Here is a 15,679-nt window from a genome sequence, read left to right as displayed (position 1 = left end):
CGCCGCCCCCTTGAGCGGGGGAGGATAGGACTTCCCCGCCCCGTCCGTCACGTCCGGCACGCCTCAGATGTAACGAGCCCCGCCCATGCACGGCCGCCCGTGCGCGCGCGCCGGGGCTGCTCTACAGTTGGCGGCTGTGTTCAGCGCCCGCGGCCACGAGCCGCCCCGCCTGTGACCCACGCCTCCACCGCCCCCCGCCCCGCCATCGTCGTGGGCCCGCCCGACCGTCGCGACGGCCCGTCGATGGGCGCCGTGGTCGGCGCGCTGCTGGTCCTGCTGATCGGCCTGGCCCTGACGCTCAGCGGCATGCTCTGGAACCGCAACCGCGTGGTGGCCGAGGCCCGCCTGCAGCTCGACGCCCAGATGGACCGCCTGCAGCGGGACATCGTGCAGCGTTTCGTGCAGCCGGTGTACGGGCTCAAGGGCGCGCGCGGCGCGATCGCGGCGATGCAGGGTCACATCACCCGGCAGTCCTTCCGCGCCTACGTCGAGTCGCGCGACCTGCCGCGGGAATTCCCCGGCGTGCGCGGCTTCGGCTTCGCCGCCCATGTCCCGCGCGATCAACTGTCGACCTTCGTCGCCGAGCAACAGGCCGACGGCGCGCCGCAGTTCGCGGTGCACACCCGCGGTGATGCGCCGGACCTGTTCGTCATCGCCCACGTGGAGCCGATGGCGGCCAACTACGCGGCATGGGGCTACGACCTCGGCTCCGAGGCAATCCGTCGCGACAACATCGAGCGGGCGATCCGCACCGGCGAGACCTCGTTGTCTGCGCCCGTGCCGCTGCTGCAGGACCGCGCCCACGGCCCGGGCATGCAGTTGGTGGTGCCGGTGTTCCGCGAGGGGGCCGATCCGATCGATCCCGTCCAGCGGCGACGCGCGCTGATCGGCCTGCTGTACGCGCCGCTGGTGGCGCAGGAAATCCTGGCCGGACTCAAGGAAGGCATGGCCGCCGCGCCGGTGGACTTCCGCCTGATGGTCGACGACCACACCCACACGGAAGACCTGCTGCTGGACTCCGCCACCGGCATCCAGGCGCTGGACGCGGATCCGTCGTCGCGGGCCGGCTTCGACAACCGGATCGTGTCGGCGGAGCGCCGATTGGAAATTGGCGGTCGCGGCTTCCGCATCGAGGCGGCGATGTCGCGCGCGTACGAGCGCCGCGTCATCGACGCCGCCGGCTGGGGGCCCGGACTGATCGGCTGCCTGCTGACCGGACTGCTGGCGGCGACCACCTACCTGCTGGCGGCCGGCCGGGCCCGTGCCCAGGCGCTGGCGGACACGATGACCGAGGACCTGCGGCGCCTGACCCTGGACCAGCAGGCGATGCTGGACGCCGACATCATCGGCATCGCCAAGCTGCGCGAGCGCAACATCGTCTGGAAGAACCGCGCGCTGGAGCGGTTGTTCGGCTACGCCGAGGACGAACTCCTGGGCGTGCCGGTGCGGCAGCTTTACCTGGACGAGGCCACCTACCTCGCGCTCGGCCAGAACGCCTATCCGGTGCTGCAGCGTGGCGGCCACTACCGCAGCCAGATCCAGATGCGGCGCAAGGACGGCTCGCCGATCTGGATCGACCTGAACGGCGTCGCGTTGCCCGGCGAGCGCGACGAAGACACCACGTTGTGGATGATGGCCGACATCACGCAGAGCAAGGCCTACGAGGCGCGCGTCGAGCAGGCCGCCTTCCACGATGCATTGACCGGCCTGCCCAACCGGGTACTGCTGGCCGACCGGCTGCAGCAGGCGATCCACGCGGCGCAGCGGCAGGACCAGATGGTGGCCGTGGCCTTCCTCGACCTGGACGGTTTCAAGGCGGTCAACGACACGCACGGCCACGATGCGGGCGACGAGGTGCTGCAAGCGATCGCCCGCCGCTTGCGGGACGGCCTGCGCGCCTCGGACACGGCGGCACGGGTGGGCGGGGACGAGTTCGTCGTGGTGCTCACGCCGCTGCCGTCGCACCAGGACGGCCGCGGCGTCTGCGAACGGCTGCTGCGCGCCATCCTGGAGCCGGTGCGCCTGTCCAGCGGCGCGGTGGTGCAGGTGGGGAGCTCGTTCGGCGTGGCGCATTTCCCCATGGACGGGCTCGCACCCGAGGTGCTGCTGAGCCGCGCGGACCAGACGATGTTCGAGTCCAAGCGCGCCGGGCGTTGCCGGATCCGGTTGCTCAACGGCGGCGCGGAGCCGATCGAGGTGGACCTGTCCGCGCTGCGGCAAGGCCCGTCGCGCACGACAGCAGCCACTTCGGCAGAGGCGCCCGGAACCTCGCCGACATCGCCTCGGGGTGACCGCAGTCATGCCGATTGAGCGCGGCTACAGTCAGCCGATGACCACCCTCCTCACGCCCCGTCTGCGTCTCGTGCCGATGGCCGATACGCACCTGCAAGGACTGTTCGAGATGAACCGCGAGCCCGAGGTGATGCGCTACATCACCGGCAAGCCGGACACGATCGAGGACACGCAGGCGATGATCGACCGCGTCAAGGCGCGCTGGGCCGAGTGGGGTTACAGCTGGTGGACCTTCTTCGAGCGGGACACCGGCCAGATCGTCGGCGCCGGCTGCGTCCAGCATCTGGGCCGTGATCAGGCCCTGCCGCACGAGCTCGGCTGGCGCCTGCGCCCGGACCGCTGGAGCCGCGGCTACGCGTCGGAAGCGGCGCGCCGCATGGCGGCCTTCGCGTTCGACGACCTGCGGGCGCCGCAACTGGTCGCCTTCTGCGACCAGGAGAACGCCGGCTCGTCCCACGTCATGGAGAAGCTGGGCATGCGCTTTCGCGGCATCGAACACTGGTACGACTTCGACGGCGCGGTCTACGGCATGACGGTGGACGAGTGGCGCGCCTGCCCGGCGTCGAGCAAGGCCGCGCAGGAGATCGCGGCCGTCGCCGGGGAAGGACGCTCAGCTTCCGCCGCTCAGAGCCCGCCGACGAAGTAACGCTTCAGGCCGGCCAGGATCATCTCCACCGCGATGGCGGTCAGCACCAGGCCCATCAGTTTCTCGATCGCGGAGACGACCGAGTCGCCCAGCACCTTGCGGATGCGGTCGGCCAGGATCAGCGCCAGGAACGAGATCACCATCGCGGTGAACAGCGCACCGACCCATTCGCCGATGCGGTCCGGCTGGCGCGAGGCCAGCAGCAGCACCGTCGCCATCGCCGACGGACCGGCCAGCAGCGGCACCGCGAGCGGGAAGATCAGCGGCTCGCGCCCCGTCTCGACGCCGTAGGCGGACTCGCCCGCGTGGCTGAAGATCATCCGGATGGCGATGATGATCAGGATCACGCCGCCGGCCACCTCCAGCGAGCGCTCGGACAGGTGCATCAGGCGCAGGAAACCCTCGCCCAGGAACATGAACGCGAGCAGCACGCCGAAGGCGATGCCGACCTCGCGCAGCGCGACGCGCAGGCGGCGCTCGCGCGGCACCGATCGCATGATCGGGATGAAGATCGGCAGACTGCCCAGCGGGTCGAGCACCAGCAGCAGCAGGATGAGGGCGGAGAGAAAGCTGTGATCCATGGCCGCGATTGTCCCCGAAGGCGCGCCTGGCGCCCACAGGCGTTGGCGTCAGGCCACGAAAGCTTCGTTCATTGTTCTGCATAGAATCGCAACAATTTCTCATCACGATGCCGGGGATGAACGACTTGGACAAAGACACGCTCACGAACGCGCCGACGACCCCGGACAGGGCCGATCGTCCGTCACGGACCGCGGCGACTGGCGCCGGTGGCGCGCTCGATGCAATCGATCGGCGCATCCTCGCCGCGCTGCAGCGCGACGGGCGCATGTCCAACGTGGACCTGGCGACGCAAGTCCACCTCTCGGCGCCGCAATGCTTTCGTCGGGTACGGGCGCTGGAGGAGCGCGGGGTGCTGCGCGGCTACCGCGCCGACGTGGCGCCGCTGGCGCTGGGGCTGAGCGTGACGGCCTATGTCAGCCTGAACATCACCGCCCAGGCCTTCGTGCGCGTGCGGGAGATCGAGTCGCTGATCCGCGACTTCCCCGAGATCCTGGAGTGCCACACCGTATCGGGGGACTGCGACTACCTGCTCAAGGTGGTGGCGCGTGATCTGCAGGCGCTGTCCAAGTTCCTGACCGACAAGCTGATGCAGCTGGACGGCGTCGCGGACGTGCGGTCGATGATCTGTCTGGAGGAGATCAAGCCACCGGCGGGATTGCCGGTGGCTTGATCCGGTGGCTGGAGTGAACCGCCGGGATGGTGGTTCAGGCGTCGCTTTCGCTCGATCGCGCGGCGCGTTCCATGGCCACCAACACGTAGTTCAAGGTCTCCTGGCGACGGGTCACGTCCTTCAACCGGCGCGACACGGCGGACGCATCCAGACGATCGCTGCCAGCCAGTTGCGACAGCTCCTCCAACATCGTTCCGTGCGCGCGCCGTGCGAGGTCGAAGCTGCCGCCCGATTGGGTCACCAGCGTCGCCAGCCGCGCCTGCTCCTGCGGCGGCAGCGAGGCGGCCGCACTACCGGCGGACCGGACCAGGGCGCGCAGCACGTACTCGGCCTCGGTGGTTTTCGCCCGCTCCTCTGGCGGCAGGTTGCGGTGGTGCTGACGGATGCGGTCGACCAGCGGCTGCATGTGGACTTCGATCCGCTTCTCGAGACCGACGGGATCCTTCTTCACATAGAGCGCCTGGAAGAGCGACCTCATTTCGCGTGCGACCGGACCTGGAGCGCTTGCCGAGCGATCTCCGGACGCAGTGAGATCGCCGGTGGTCGCGGCGCGCCGGATCGAGGTGCTCGTCGCACTGGACGAGGCACCGATGTTCAGCGCCGACTCGCTGGAAGCGCGCGCAACCGTCGCCGACTTCGCGACATCGCCTCGCGCCTTCTCCAGCGAGCGGGTCAGCGCCGCTTGTTGGGCCTGAGCCCGGGCCGCGGCCTCACGCCGGGCATCCGCGGCGCCGGGATCCAGTGTCGGCGGCTTGGCCGCGTGAGACAGCTTCGCGGCAATCGTCCGAGCCTCCTCTGCCTCCGGATCATGGGTGGGCGGGCTCGGCATGGACAGACTGCGCTGAAGCCCTGGCGCTGAAATCGATGACCTGGGGAGGGGCGCGGACCCCGCACCGATGGCGGCCCGCCGCTCATCCCTTCGAGGGCGGGGAGGCGCTACCGGATCGGTTGCGGTGGGCGCCGACGCTGGTGCAGGTTGGGGTGCGGGCGCAGGTTTCGATGTCGATGCGGGTGCGGGTGCGGGTGCGGGTGCGGGTGCGGGTGCGGGTGCGGGTGCGGGTGCGGGTGTCGACGAGGCTACCGCCGGCATCGTGGTTGGCGTCGATTCGGTCTGCGTTCCGCCGTCATTGACTGTCGTCGCGCGCCGAGAGGCGGGGCGTCCCGGCGGTGGAGTGGTCGGACGAGGCGGCGGCTCGTCGATGGACTCTGTCTGCGTGTCGCCGTCCCTGACCGGGGCGGGACCGGGCGAAGGCGCCGGCATGGCCCGAGGCGGGCGTTGCAACAGCGCCGGCAACTGCGCAGCGTCCTGGGGCGGAATGGTCTGGTCCAACACCTGTTGATCGGCCGACACCGCACTCGACGCGGGCCTGAAACCGGCTGGCATTGGCTGCTCCGGCATTGGCCGGGGCGGCTCCGCCATCTGCCTGAACGCGGCATGGAGCAACCCCTGCTGGCCTTGCCCGAACGCTTCACCGCGTTGTTCGCGGCACTCGAGGTCGAAGCGTTGATGCATCGCCTCTCGGGACTGGAGCGTCATCATCGCGCCCTGCCCCAGAGTCGTCCTCATGTGCTGCAGCTGCATCTGATGCATCAGGGAGATGGCCGCGCCGGAACGCCGCGCGCCGTCGTCGCAGAGGACCGCCATGCGGCGATCCTCGCCGCGGGCCAGTCCCTGGTGCCAGGAACCGAAGCCTCGCGACACGCCGTCAAGGAGGGCGGCGGGACGATCCGGGCGCGCGTCGGCCTCATGCACGCGAAGCAGTTGCGACGACATCATGCGCGCCCCATGCGACAGATCGACTGCATCAGCCAGCTGCCATCCTCGCAAGGCACATCGGTGCGATAGACCGTGGCCGTCACCGGCTGGCCGTCCGCCCCGGGCACCGAGCAGGTCACCGACTGCCCCGGGCGGCCGAGTTGCTGCAGCAGCGGCGATCCGAACGTCCCCTGGCCCCCACGCACCATCATCACGTCGGTGATGCTCTGCTGATGCAGCCCAGCCAGGAAGCCGATGAACCCTTGCGGATGCAAGGGGGTGCCCACGGGCGGCAAGGCGGCCTGCATGACCGGCGGCAGATAGCTGCCAGTGAAAGGCAGCATCGTCGCGTTGAGATATGTGGGAATGCTGGGGGGAAGACCCAGGACGTCGTGCTCCAGATGCAGCAGATGCGCGGGGTTGATGCCCGGATCCAGCGGCGGCCAGGGCGTGTTCGGGGGTGGTTGCCGCGTGGACCAGGAAGGCTGGGACCAGCCGTCGAGACGGGGATGGGCGGCAAAGGTGGGAATGAAGGTCATGCGGAGGGCGGAAGGCCGCATGCCGGGCAAGCGGGCCGGTCCGGAAAGGAGGGGATGCGGGGTTGGTGTCGGGCCGTCGCGGAAGGGTTCGCGAGCCCGGCCGACCACCCTCGCGCCTTCAGCCCCGCGGGTGATGTGCGGCGTGCAGCGCCTTGAGGCGCTCCCGCGCCACATGGGTGTAGATCTGCGTCGTCGACAGGTCCGCATGGCCCAACAACAGCTGCACCGCACGCAAATCCGCGCCATGGTTCAGCAGATGCGTGGCAAAGGCATGCCGCAAGGTGTGCGGCGAGATCGGGCTGGTGATGCCGCCGATCAGCGCGTACTTCTTGACCAGCCGCCAGAAGGTCTCCCGCGTCATCGCCTTGCCGAGTTTCGTCAGGAACAGGTCATCGGTGTTCTGCGCCGTCAGCAGCAGCGACCGCGCCTCGCGCAGGTAACGCATCAGCCAGGCATGCGCCTCCTCGCCGAACGGCACCAGCCGCTCCTTGCCGCCCTTGCCGGTGATGCGCAGCACCGCCTCGCGCAGGCCGACATGGACACTCTTGAGCGTCACCAGTTCGGTGACGCGCAGACCGCTGGCGTACATGAGCTCCAGCATCGCGCGGTCGCGCAGGCCCTGCGCGGTACCGACATCGGGCGCGTCGAGCAACGCCTCGATCTGCGCCTGCGTCAGCGTCCCTGGCAACCGCACCGTCCGTTTCGCGGCGAGCATCTTGAGCGTCGGATCACGCACGACGCGGCGCTCGCGCAGCGCCCAGCGGTAGTAGCGCTTGAAGACCGACAGGCGGCGATTCGTCGAGGTCGCCTTGCTGCCCTCGTGGCGGCTGCCGGCATACCCCATCAGGTCCACCTCCGACGCCTGGTCGAGCGACTGCCCGGGCTGCGCCGCCAGCCAGTCGGCCAGCAGCTGCAGGTCGCGCCGATAGGCGAGCTGCGTGTTGCGCGACAGGCCTTCCTCGATCCACAGCGCCTCGATGAACGCGTCGATGGCGCGCTGGCTCTGCTCGCGGACGGCGGACCGCGGCGTCGCGGTGGGCGGTTGGGGGGTCGAGGGCGAGGACGACATGGCGCGCATGATGCCAGCCCTGATTCGGCGTGCCATCGGGGTCAATGCGGGACACGCGCCGCCACCGGAGGCCGACACGCAGGATCACCCTGGCGTCGACGAAGGCCGCGAAAAAAAAGGGCCCGCGCCACCACGCGCGGGCCCACGGAGCAACCGCCACAGGCAGCGGTTGGTTGGGAGACCGGAAAATCTGGGCCGGGCCGACCCCGGCCGATGTCAGCCGATGCGCACCGGCACGAAGATCTTGTCGCCGCCGCGCTGCACCAGCAGCGCCACCGACTTGTCGGCGCCCTGCACCGCACTGCGGACCTGCTCGATCGATTGCACCGGCGTGCCGTTGACGGCCAGCAGCACGTCGCCCGGCCGCACACCGGCGCGCGCCGCGGCGCTGCCGTCGTTGACCTCCTGGATCAGCAAGCCGTCGCGGGTACCGAGCTGGCGACGCTCCTCGGGCTGCAGCGGACGCAGCGCCAGGCCGAGCTTGCCGTGCGCGCCAGCATTGGCGTCGTCCGCCTTGGCCACCTTGGCGGCCTTGTCGTTGGCATTGCCCATGGTCGCCGACAGCGTCTCGCGCTTGCCGCCGCGCCAGACCTCGATCGCGACCTTGTCGCCGGGGCTGGTCTGGTCCACCAGCGCGGGCAGGTCCCCGCTGGCCACGATGGGCTGGCCCTTGAAACTCAGGATCACGTCACCGGAGCGCAGGCCGGCCTTCGCCGCGGGACCGCCCTCCTCCACATTCGCCACCAGCGCGCCCTCCGGGCGTTCCAGCTTGAAGGAGTCGGCGAAGCCCTGGTTCACCTCCTGCACCATCACGCCGAGCCTGGCGTGCTGCACCTTGCCACCCTTCTCGATCTGGGCACGCACCTTGTTGGCCACCTCGACCGGGATCGCGAAGGACAGGCCCTGGTAACCGCCCGACGCGCTGTAGATCTGCGAGTTGATGCCGACCACCTCGCCGCGCGCATTGAACAGCGGGCCGCCGGAGTTGCCGGGGTTGATCGCGACGTCGGTCTGCAGGAAGGGCACGCGGCTCTCGTCCGGGCCCAGCGAGCGGCCCTTGGCGCTGATCACGCCGGCGGTGACGCTGTTCTCGAAACCGAAGGGCGAGCCGATCGCCAGCACCCATTCGCCGACGCGCAGGTCCTTGGTCGCGCCCAGCCGCACCGTGGGCAGGTTCTTGGCCTCGATCTTGAGCACCGCCACGTCGGTGGACTTGTCGCTGCCCAGCACCTTGGCGCGGAACTCGCGGCGGTCGGTCAGCTTGACGACGACTTCCTGCGCGTCCTGCACCACGTGGGCATTGGTCAGGACGATGCCGTCGCCGCTGACGATGAAGCCGGAGCCCTGGCCACGAACCTCGCGGCTGCCGCCCTCGCCGCCGCCCGGGCCGCCGGGCATGCCGGGAACGCCGAAGCGGCGGAAGAATTCGTAGAAGGGATCGTCCGGATCCAGTTGCGGCGCCCGCGAGGCGCGCATCTTCACCGTGCCCGACACGCTGATGTTCACCACCGCCGGACCCTGCGTCGCGGCGATCTGCGCGAAGTCGGGCATGCCGGCGGGCGGCGGCGTGTAGTTGACGGGGGCCGCGGCGTTGGCCAGCGGCGTGGTGACGGCGGCGACCTGCGTGTCGGTCGACAGCGCCGACGGCGCCGTCGACGTGGCGGTCCCGTCGGACGTGGCCGCGGCCGGCGTCAGCTTCGCGTCGCGCATCGCCAGCGCGCCGCCGGTCACGCCCAGCACGCCGGCCGCGGCCAGCGCCCACACCAGTTTCTTCAGCGAGATCATCTTTTCCACTTGAGCCATCTGAGCCTCCTGAGAACAGGGAGCCTGCCGTGCGACGACGTCCGCGGAGGGTCTGGATCCCGCGGATCCCGGTCCGACGGACCGGCGTGCAGACTCGATGGCTGAAGTGTGGGGACCTTCGCTTAGGTCGCTCTTAAGCTGGCGGCAGGCTCGGCGGCTGGGGCGCGGACGCGGGCGGCAAGGCCGGCGCGGCCGTCTGCCCGCGCCGCGACAACGGCAGGGCCAGCTCGACGCGCAGTCCGCCCAGCGCGGTGCTGTGCCCCAGTCGCAGCGCGCCGCCGTGGTCCTGCGCGATGCTGCGCACCAGCGCCAGCCCGAGGCCGCTGCCGGGCGCCTGCTGCGCTTGCGATTCGGAGCGGTAGAAGCGGTCGAAGACCCGTCCACGCTCCGCGTCGGGAATACCGGGGCCGTCGTCCTCCACGACCAGCAGCGCCTGGCCGCCGCTGCGCTCCAGGCTGAGGTCGACGCGGCTGCGGCCGTACTTGATGCCGTTGTCCACGAGGTTGCGCAGCAGCATGGTCAGCGCTTCGGGATGGCCGTCGACCTGCGCCGCGTCGCAGCGCCCCAGGCCCAGGTCGACACCGCGCGCCTGCGCCAGCGTCGCGCCGTCGATGACGACCGCGCGGCACAGCGCGTCCAGCGGCAGCGGCTGCGCCGGCGCCTGCGCCTTGGCGCTGTCCTGGCGGGCGAGCGCCAGCAGTTGTTCGATCAGGTGCGAGGCCCGGTCGATGCCCAGCCCCAGCCGCTCCAGCGCCTGCGCCCGCGCCGCCTCGTCCGGCGCGCGCTTGACCGACTGCAACTGCAACTTCAGCGCCGCCAGCGGCGAGCGCAACTCGTGCGCCGCGTCGGCGACGAACTGCTGCTGCTTGTCGAAGGCCTGCCGCACGCGATCCAGCAGGCCGTTGAGTTCGCCGACCAGCGGCTGCACCTCGCTCGGTACATCCGACTCGTCGACCGGGGCCAGGTCTTGCGCGACGCGGCGCGACAGCTGCTGCCGGACCCGCTCCAGCGGCGCCAGCGAGTGGCTGACCACCCACCAGACGACCAGCGCCAGCATCGGCAGCATCAGCGCCGTCGGCAGCACGGTGCGCCACGCCAGTTGACCGGCCATGCGCTGACGCACGGCGATGTCCTGCGCGACCTGCACGACCTGGAAGCGCCCCTGGATCGCCAGCACGCGATAGCGCTTGCCGCGCAGCTCGACGTTGGAGAACCCCAGCACCGCGCGTTGCGGCAACCAGTCCGGTCCGGCGGAGCGGTACAGCGGCGTGCCGTCCAGCCCCCAGACCTGCACGATCAGGTCGATGCTCTGCTCTTCGCCCAGCGGCAACGGCAGCCCGGTGCCCATGCCCGCGCGCAGCGACAGCGCCACCTGCTGCATCTGGTAGTCGAAGATCTCGTCGGTCTCCATCAGCGCATTGCGGTAGGCGCTCATGCCCTGGATCAGCGCGCTCATCAGCATCGCGCCGAGCAGGAACAGCAGCAGCCGGTAACGCAGCGAACGGGGCAGCAGCGTCAGGCGGCGCCCGGTCATTCCTTGGGCACCCGATAACCGACGCCGCGCACGTTCTGGATCAGCTCCGCGCCGAGCTTCTTGCGCAGCCCGTGGATGTAGACCTCGACCGCGTTGCTGCTGATCTCGTCCTTCCAGCCGTAGAGCTTTTCCTCCAGTTGCTGACGCGACAGCACCATGCCCGGACGCGCCAGCAGCGGCTCCAGCACCGCCCACTCGCGCGCCGACAGCGTGACCGGATGGCCGTTGGCGGTGACCTCGCGCGTGGCCGGGTTGATGCTGACGCCCATGTGCTCGTAGACCGGCTCGGCGCGGCCGGCGGCGCGGCGCAGCAGCGCGCGGATGCGGGCCAGCAGTTCATCCAGCTCGAAGGGCTTGAGCACGTAGTCGTCCGCGCCCGCGTCGAGGCCGGCGACGCGCTGCGCCGTGGCGTCGCGCGCGGTGGCGATCAGCACCGGCACCGCCTGCTTGCGACCGCGCAGCGCCTGCAGCACGCTCATGCCGTCGCGCTTGGGCAGGCCCAGGTCGAGCAGCACCAGGTCGTAGGTCTGGGACTGCAGCGCGGTGTCGGCGATCTCGCCGTCACGCACCCAGTCCACCGCATAGCCCTCGGCGCGCAACAGCTCGAGCAGTTGCTCGCCGATCATCAGGTCGTCTTCAACCAGGAGGAGTCGCATGGGCGCGATTGTGCACGCCCCACTCGCCGCCGGTGGCCCCGCACGGATGGCGGCCGCCCCCTAGCGCAGGCGGTCCGGCTTGATGGGCGCGATCAACACCGGCCCGATCGGCACCACCACCGGAGCACGCCAATCGCGCCGCGGATCGCGCGGCGGCGGCGGCAATCGCGGTCGATTCGCCTTCTCGACCGCCGCGGCCGCCGCCCCGACCGCGCGACGGGACGATCGACCCGCCCGCAGCCGGTCCACCGCCGCGATGCACGGCCCCAGCGACTCGGCGCCCAGGTCGTGGATCAGGGCCACGCCCGGCACGGCGACACCGGCCACCGGCTCGGCGGACCCGGCGCAGTGAGGGGGCTTGCCCAGACCGGACCGGACCGGCTCGGAGCGATAACGCGCGCCCAGCACCAGGGCCGAGCGCAAGCGCTCGGCGAATTGCCGCGGCCCGTTCAGCGGCAGCGCGTGAACCGAGAGGGTCCTCACGTACCGAAGCCCGCCCTCGCCTTCGACGATGACGTCGATCACGCCGGAGACGTTCCGCGACTGCTCCGGTCGCGGTCGGGTCTTGATCGACAACTCACCGTGGCAAGGGGACGCCCCCGTGACCGACAGCTCCCCGCCGAGCAGGCGCTCGACCAGCGAGCGGTGCGGGGCGGCGGTGCGGGCATCGGGCTCGGCCGTGACGGGCACCGCCACGCTGGCCACGCCCCGGTTCAACGCCAGATCGGCCAGATGCACGAGCAGGTCGCTGTCTCGCCGGGCGCCCCGTTCGATGGCGATGCTCGGCAGGACACCCCCGGACGCCAGTGGCGCCGACGTGGACGACAGCCCCGACCGCAACGCGTCCTTCCATGCCGTGACGCCCTCGGCGAGGCGCCAGTTCGGCAGCGTTTTCGGCTTTCGAGCGGCCGACAGCAACTCGAACGGCGAGGCCTTCGTGTCGGCGGACGTCGGCTTTCGTCCGAAGTCCGGCTCAAACCCAAGACAACGCGTGAAGAACGCGGAGATCGATGCAATGTTCGGCATGTCGCTGGTTTCGCTCTCGGCCCGCCCGCGCGAGCCACGACGCTGTGTGCATCCGAACCTTGACGGCACATGACAACCCAATCACGTGGCGAGGGCCCAGCATCGGCGGGCCTCATGCGGTGGCGGGGGACCGGGGTGGGCCGTTCAGCCGCGCTTCGCCGTGGCGACCTCCTTCATGCGCCGCAGCACCATCAGCGTGGCGATCTCCGCTTCGATCTTCGAGGTGTGTTGACAATCCAGGTCCAGATCGCCGCAGAGCTTTTCCTGATACCGCAGAGCCGCTGCGAAGCTGCCCTTGACGGAGCCGTTGACCCGCTCCGTCCAGCGCCCGCGTCCCACCTCGTCCAACGCATCGAAACTGTGGCGGACAAGCCGCTCGCTCAGCGCGTCGAAGGTCTGCCTCGGGTCGCCGAGCGCCGGTGTGTTTCGCAGTTCGTGGAGCAACGGCCGCGCCAGATTCGAAGCCAGTTCGTGGACCGATGGTTGCCTCGGTCCGGTCACGCGCCGCCACCAGCCCTTCAGACCCGTCGGTGCGGTCATGCGGTCAGACAACGCCTGGACCTGATCGCTGCGGTGGTCGCAGATGGCCACCGTCTGGAAGAACTGCGTGGACGTACTGGCCGTCCATCGAGGCCCTCCGACGGCGGCCGCGGCGCCAGCGCCGCTGGCCGACGGCGCGATGGACGTGCTTTCCGCCTTCGCCAGCGGCGCATGCCCTGGCGGCGGTCGCACCTGCTGCGATCGACCGAGCCTGGCGACATGAAAGTGCATGGGCCGCCTCAGCACGGCGGACGTCGAGGGCGGCGGCTCGCCTTGCCCGCGCGGCGGCCGATCGCAAGGATCGTTGCCTTCGCCGGGGACGCTCCGCGCATCCCAGTCCGCGATCCGCGCGCGAATCGCATCGTGGTCGTTGCGTCCGACGTTCCGGCCGAAGAACAGCCCCTCGTTGAAAGCGGTGATCCTGGACATGGTCGTTCCTTTCGAGATCGGCAGAGGAAGGTCTTGGGTCTGCACCCGACATCGGTAAGTTCACGTGTGACGCCTAGTCGCCCGCCGGGGCCGAATCCGTGACTACAATGCGCCCCAGTCAGGAGAGAGCCCCCTCGCGGGGGCCGCCGAAGGCGCAGTGGCACCGGTGATCCCATGCTGCGAACGCTCAGGCAAAAGGACTGACGAGACGTCCGAGATTTCGGGCGTTCCTCACTGGAGAGAGGCGGGGCGGACCATCGGTCGAGCCCGTCCACCGAAGGGGCAAGCCGCCGGTCAACCACCGACGGCCAATCTCTCAGGTAAAGCGGACAGCGAGGGCATATCCCCACCCCGGACGTGATCGGTTCACAGTCGGGGGTGGCTACGACGAATGCCCTCGGAGCGAGACATGTCCGCTGACCAGACCCTGCTGCAGACCCCGCTGCACGCACTGCACATCGAACTCGGCGCCAAGATGGTGCCCTTCGCCGGCTACGACATGCCGGTCCAGTACCCCGCCGGCGTGATGGCCGAGCACAAGCACGCCCGCGCCGCCGCCGGCCTGTTCGACGTCTCGCACATGGGCCAGGTGCTGCTGGTGGGCGACGACGCCGCCGCCGCGCTGGAGACGCTGGTCCCCGTCGACATCGTCGACCTGGGCCTGTTCAAGCAACGCTACGCGCTGTTCACCAACGACGAGGGCGGCATCCTCGACGACCTGATGGTGGCTCGCCGCACCGACGGCCTGTTCGTCGTCGTCAACGCCGGCTGCCGCGACCAGGACATCGCCCACATGCAAAAGCACCTGGGCGGCCGCTGCGAGGTCCGCCCGATGCCCGAGCAGGCGCTGCTCGCGCTGCAGGGGCCGCAGGCGGTGACCGCGCTGTCGCGCCTGAACGCCGACGTCGCCAAGCTGGTCTTCATGACCGGCAACTTCTTCGACCTGGACGGCATCCCCACCTTCGTCACCCGCTCCGGCTACACCGGCGAGGACGGCTACGAAATCTCGGTCCCCGCCGACCGCGCGGTCGAGCTGGCCCGCAAGCTGCTGGCCCAGCCGGAGGTGATGCCCATCGGCCTGGGCGCGCGCGACTCGCTGCGCCTGGAAGCCGGCCTGTGCCTGTACGGCCACGACATCGACACGACCTCCACGCCGGTCGAGGCCTCGCTGACCTGGGCGATCCAGAAGGTGCGCCGCGCCGGTGGCGCGCGTGCCGGCGGCTACCCCGGCGCGGCCGTGATCGACCGCCAGTTCGCCGAGGGTGTCGCGAAGAAGCGCGTCGGCCTGGTGAGCTCGGAACGCATGCCGGTGCGCGAAGGCGCCAGGCTGGTCAACGCCGACGGCGCCGAGATCGGCGTGGTCACCAGCGGCACGCTCGGCCCGACGGTGGGCAAGCCGGTGGCGCTGGCCTACGTGCAGACGGCCCATGCCGCGCTGGGCACCGAGCTGTTCGCGGAGGTGCGCGGCAAGCGCACCCCGATGACGGTCTCTTCCACGCCGTTCACGCCCAACGGATACTTCCGCGGCTGATGCGCATCCGGCGGTCGCGGCCGCCGGGCCGGCCTCGCGCGTCAGCCCCGTTTCAACCCTTTCCTTCCGACTCGACGGAGCCTTTCCATGACCATCAAGTACACCCCTGACCACGAGTGGGTCGACATCGCCGGCGACGGCACCGTTACCGTGGGCATCACGGTCCACGCGCAGGACGCGCTGGGCGACGTGGTGTTCGTGGACCTGCCGGAAGTCGGCAAGTCCTTCGACGCCAAGGCCGTGGCCGGCGTGGTCGAGTCGGTCAAGGCCGCCGCCGATGTCTACGCCCCGGTGTCGGGCGAGATCGTCGAGGTCAACGAGGCCCTGCGCGACGACCCGTCGCTGGCCAACAGCGACCCGCTCAAGAGCGGCTGGTTCTTCAAGGTCAAGCTGTCCAACCCGTCGGAGCTGGACGGCCTGATGGACTCCACCGCCTACGACACCCTCGTCAAAAACTCCTGATCGGGCCGCGGATTCGGGCAGTCCATGTCGTTGCAAATCCTCGCCATGGCGCTGCCATGGCTGCGGTTTGCGCCTGGCGGCCCCTCCCGACTCCGCACCCCGACGACCTTCGGGTCATCGCCGCGCGCATGAATGCGCTCGGCA

Annotated in this window: 16 protein-coding genes and 2 riboswitches; of the genes, 7 read left to right on the top strand and 9 right to left on the bottom strand. The window is 70.2% G+C overall.

All coding sequences use genetic code 11. The features are described 5' to 3' along the window. Positions 1-171: 171 nt before the first annotated feature. Both CDN99_RS06925 and CDN99_RS06920 read left to right on the top strand, forming a co-directional pair. The gene (locus CDN99_RS06925; protein ID WP_088383962.1) at positions 172-2,310 is read left to right on the top strand and encodes a CHASE domain-containing protein; all 2,139 of its coding nucleotides are present in this window, start codon (positions 172-174) and stop codon (positions 2,308-2,310) included. A 19-nt stretch (positions 2,311-2,329) separates the two neighbouring features. Then, on the top strand, positions 2,330-2,938 hold the full coding sequence (locus CDN99_RS06920; protein WP_088383961.1) for a GNAT family N-acetyltransferase: 609 nt from the start codon (positions 2,330-2,332) through the stop codon (positions 2,936-2,938). Here CDN99_RS06920 and CDN99_RS06915 read toward each other — a convergent pair. Next, entirely contained in the window at positions 2,917-3,519 is a 603-nt protein-coding gene (locus tag CDN99_RS06915; protein WP_088383960.1) for a MarC family protein, read from the bottom strand. The two genes, CDN99_RS06920 and CDN99_RS06915, sit on opposite strands and share 22 nt — an antisense overlap. A gap of 116 nt (positions 3,520-3,635) precedes the next feature. On the opposite strand from CDN99_RS06915, the gene CDN99_RS06910 reads away from it, so the two are divergent. Continuing rightward, a complete protein-coding gene (locus tag CDN99_RS06910) occupies positions 3,636-4,190 on the top strand; it encodes an Lrp/AsnC family transcriptional regulator (protein ID WP_088383958.1) in 555 nt (184 codons plus the stop codon). Between the two features lie 34 nt (positions 4,191-4,224). Here CDN99_RS06910 and CDN99_RS28155 read toward each other — a convergent pair whose 3' ends face one another. Continuing rightward, complete coding sequence (locus CDN99_RS28155; RefSeq protein ID WP_141100679.1) at positions 4,225-5,019, bottom strand: hypothetical protein; 795 nt, start codon at positions 5,017-5,019, stop codon at positions 4,225-4,227. Positions 5,020-5,625: 606 nt separating this feature from the next. On the opposite strand from CDN99_RS28155, the gene CDN99_RS28145 reads away from it, so the two are divergent. Next, positions 5,626-6,036, top strand: coding sequence for a hypothetical protein (locus tag CDN99_RS28145; RefSeq protein WP_141100678.1), 411 nt, complete (start codon positions 5,626-5,628; stop codon positions 6,034-6,036). On the opposite strand, the gene CDN99_RS06900 is transcribed toward CDN99_RS28145, so the two are convergent. From CDN99_RS06900 to CDN99_RS06875, 6 genes are all read right to left on the bottom strand, one after another. Further along, a complete protein-coding gene (locus tag CDN99_RS06900) occupies positions 5,964-6,485 on the bottom strand; it encodes a hypothetical protein (RefSeq protein WP_088383954.1) in 522 nt (173 codons plus the stop codon). The genes CDN99_RS28145 and CDN99_RS06900 overlap by 73 nt on opposite strands. A gap of 118 nt (positions 6,486-6,603) precedes the next feature. Next, positions 6,604-7,554 (bottom strand): site-specific tyrosine recombinase XerD, encoded by a 951-nt coding sequence (xerD, locus tag CDN99_RS06895; protein WP_088384422.1) that lies wholly within the window; start codon positions 7,552-7,554, stop codon positions 6,604-6,606. Between the two features lie 216 nt (positions 7,555-7,770). Then, positions 7,771-9,357 carry a DegQ family serine endoprotease gene (locus tag CDN99_RS06890; protein WP_193531695.1) on the bottom strand — a complete coding sequence of 529 codons (1,587 nt, stop codon included), beginning with the start codon at positions 9,355-9,357 and terminating at the stop codon, positions 7,771-7,773. Between the two features lie 133 nt (positions 9,358-9,490). Next, positions 9,491-10,891 (bottom strand): ATP-binding protein, encoded by a 1,401-nt coding sequence (locus tag CDN99_RS06885; RefSeq protein ID WP_088383952.1) that lies wholly within the window; start codon positions 10,889-10,891, stop codon positions 9,491-9,493. Further along, positions 10,888-11,547: a response regulator gene (locus CDN99_RS06880; RefSeq protein WP_088383950.1), complete on the bottom strand. Its 660-nt coding sequence runs from the start codon at positions 11,545-11,547 to the stop codon at positions 10,888-10,890. Before CDN99_RS06880 ends, CDN99_RS06885 begins: the two co-directional genes overlap by 4 nt. A 60-nt stretch (positions 11,548-11,607) precedes the next feature. Next, positions 11,608-12,285: a hypothetical protein gene (locus CDN99_RS06875; protein ID WP_141100677.1), complete on the bottom strand. Its 678-nt coding sequence runs from the start codon at positions 12,283-12,285 to the stop codon at positions 11,608-11,610. Positions 12,286-12,319: 34 nt separating this feature from the next. Between CDN99_RS06875 and CDN99_RS28140 the strand changes: the two genes are divergently transcribed. Beyond that, entirely contained in the window at positions 12,320-12,646 is a 327-nt protein-coding gene (locus tag CDN99_RS28140; protein WP_141100676.1) for a hypothetical protein, read from the top strand. A gap of 71 nt (positions 12,647-12,717) precedes the next feature. Here CDN99_RS28140 and CDN99_RS06870 read toward each other — a convergent pair whose 3' ends face one another. Further along, entirely contained in the window at positions 12,718-13,542 is an 825-nt protein-coding gene (locus CDN99_RS06870) for a hypothetical protein (protein ID WP_088383946.1), read from the bottom strand. A 109-nt stretch (positions 13,543-13,651) separates the two neighbouring features. Then, a riboswitch (glycine riboswitch) is annotated at positions 13,652-13,755 on the top strand. A gap of 11 nt (positions 13,756-13,766) precedes the next feature. Then, positions 13,767-13,885: riboswitch (glycine riboswitch) on the top strand. A gap of 66 nt (positions 13,886-13,951) precedes the next feature. Here CDN99_RS06870 and gcvT point away from each other — a divergent pair. Beyond that, the gene (gene gcvT, locus CDN99_RS06865; protein WP_088383944.1) at positions 13,952-15,073 is read left to right on the top strand and encodes a glycine cleavage system aminomethyltransferase GcvT; all 1,122 of its coding nucleotides are present in this window, start codon (positions 13,952-13,954) and stop codon (positions 15,071-15,073) included. A gap of 87 nt (positions 15,074-15,160) precedes the next feature. Then, entirely contained in the window at positions 15,161-15,535 is a 375-nt protein-coding gene (gene gcvH / locus CDN99_RS06860; protein ID WP_088383942.1) for a glycine cleavage system protein GcvH, read from the top strand. Positions 15,536-15,679: the final 144 nt, after the last annotated feature.

The organism is Roseateles aquatilis (genome assembly GCF_002205645.1).
GTDB lineage: Bacteria > Pseudomonadota > Gammaproteobacteria > Burkholderiales > Burkholderiaceae_C > Roseateles > Roseateles aquatilis.
The sequence above is the reverse complement of the archived record's forward strand: the minus strand, read 5'-3'. Positions and strand labels throughout refer to the sequence as shown.